The organism is Nocardiopsis halotolerans DSM 44410, assembly GCF_000341065.1.
In the GTDB taxonomy this organism is placed as follows: Bacteria; Actinomycetota; Actinomycetes; order Streptosporangiales; family Streptosporangiaceae; genus Nocardiopsis; species Nocardiopsis halotolerans.
In genome coordinates this window covers 1-2,198 of sequence record NZ_ANAX01000132.1, presented here as the reverse complement: position 1 = coordinate 2,198, position 2,198 = coordinate 1, and the positions used below count along the sequence as shown (strand labels likewise).

The following is a 2,198-nucleotide window of genomic DNA, read 5'->3' as shown; positions in this document are numbered from 1 at the left end:
GACGCCCCGCCGCTGGCGGCCCCCTGCGCCCCCACGAGCGGGAACTGGCCCACCGCCACGGCCTGCCCGCCGAGCGTGCCGCCCTGTACACCCACCACCTCACCGAGGAGGGCCTGGCCGAGCTCACCGCGCTCCTGGACAGCGGCGAGTACGAGGTGGACCTGCCCGAACAGGCCGCCCTGCTCACCGTCGCCTGGCTGCTGCGCGCAGGGGACACCGCCAGCGCCCTGCGGTTGCTCGGCGCCGTCGAGCCCCTCGCCGACACCCTGTGCCTCACCCCGCGTCCGGCGCCCCGCCAGGACCTGCCCGCCCACGCCGTCTTCCGTGAGACCGTCGGCGACGCCCGCCGGGTCCTGGACGGGCGCGCCGCCCAGGACCCGGCCACCAACCGGCCCAGGGTCCAGCAGGAGGCCCTGGCCGTGTGGAACCCCTTCGCCGACCGCGTCCTCGCACACTGGCTGCGGACCCTGCGCGAGGGCCGCGTGGACGCCCACCGTCCCGGGGGCTGGATCCGGCGCGGCGCCGACCTGCTCACCGAGTACGAGCGCCTGTCCGCCGAGCACACCCTGTGCACCAAGCACCGCAAGCCCAAGGAGAACCTCGCGATCCTGCTGACCTCCCTGTGCGAGGCGGTCTCCGGGGACGGGGACGCCGGCGCGGAACTCACCCCTCGCCGCCGCGGCCTGCTCCAGCACGCCGTGGACTCCATGGTGGCCAGGCGCGGACTGCCCGGTTCCGAGCGGCACACCGCCCTGCGCACCGAGCAGGCCGAACACGCGGCCCGACCCACCCACGACGTTCTGGCCGCGCTGGTGTCCGCCCGGCTCGCCCCGCTACCCCAGAACTCCGGCACCCCGCTCATCGAGGAGGTACTCGCCCCCACCTCCCCCGGCGAGGCACACGACTTCACCGTGCCCGAGGGCTGGCCGATCCCCCAGGTCCTGGCTTCCGTCGCCCGACGCGCCGCCGCCGCGCCCCTGGACGACCTGGTGGAGCTGGGCGTGGTCCCCTCCGCCGAGGTGATGGCCCAGATCGTGCCCGCCCTGACCGCCGCGGCCGAGGCCGCCTCCGTCCCCGATCCCGCACTCGCCCGGTTGGTCGCCGCCCACCACCGGGCGTTCAGCCGTAGGCGTTCCCTGCTGCTGCTCAACCTGGAGAGCCAGGTACGCGCGGGCGAGCTCCCCTGGACCCGGGCACTGGCGGCACACCACACCGACTCCGGGGCCCGTCGCCGGGCGGTGGCCGAGTTGCTTCCCGAACTGGGCACGTCGGTGCTCGCCCACTTCCCCGGCACGATCGTGCCCAACCCGATGGTGAGCGAGCTCGCCGGTCTGTCCCGGACCGCGAACCTGAACCTGCCGTTCGTGGAGGAGATCGCCTCCGACATCTTCATGGGCGAGTTCGTCCCGAAGTTCGCGCGCGCCGCCAAGACGGCCGCCGAGCTGCTTGGCGAGGGCCTCTACACGCGCTACTACGAGATCGACACCGCGCGGGTCCTGGCCCTGCCGGAGGACCACCCCCGCCCCGGACGGACGACCCCCTTCGCCCTGCTGTGCCGGGAGCGCGCGGGCAACCCGGCGCGAAGCGTCGCGGGCAACGGCACCGTCATCGAACAGGCCCAGATCCTCACCACGCACAACCTGGCCGTCCTGGTCGGCGCCGGGGCCCGGCCCGCGTGCGGGTGGGCCGAGCTGGCCCGGCGCGCCCACGCCCTGACCGTGCGGACCGTGGAGGGCCTGCCCCGGGTGCACCCGCGCATGCCCCACGTCAAGAACGCGGCGTTCTCCTGGCGGCAGACGGTGTTCTTCCTGTCCCTGTGCGCGGAGCGGGAGCAGCGCGAGGTTCTGGAGTGGATGGAGGAACTCGTCCTCTACCAGTCCCGGCACACGATCGAGCGCCTGGCTCCGGTGCTGGACGGCCTGCGTCAGGTGCTCGGGGGAGGAACGCTGGAGGAGACCGAGGAACCCACAGGGGTGCGCCGCTTCCTGGGCTGGTCGGTCGGGTGGCACTGGATGCTCCGGATCGCGCCGGAGTCCCTGCCCGAGCCCAGGGGTTCGTGGGGCTGAGCCCCGTCGTCCATCGCCCCGGGGCCTGCCCCAGGATCACCGCGCGGATCCGGCGCGGGCTTCCTGGGGCCTGGGGGAAGGAAGGGCCACAGCCCGGGACCAGCCCCTGGAGGGTGACGAAGAGGGCGAGCA

General features: G+C 74.4%; 1 protein-coding gene. It reads left to right on the top strand.

The genetic code is table 11. The features are described 5' to 3' along the window. Nucleotides 1-2,066: hypothetical protein (locus D455_RS29925; RefSeq protein WP_017570534.1), on the top strand; the 2,066-nt coding region annotated here is incomplete at its 5' end. Nucleotides 2,067-2,198 lie beyond the last annotated feature (132 nt).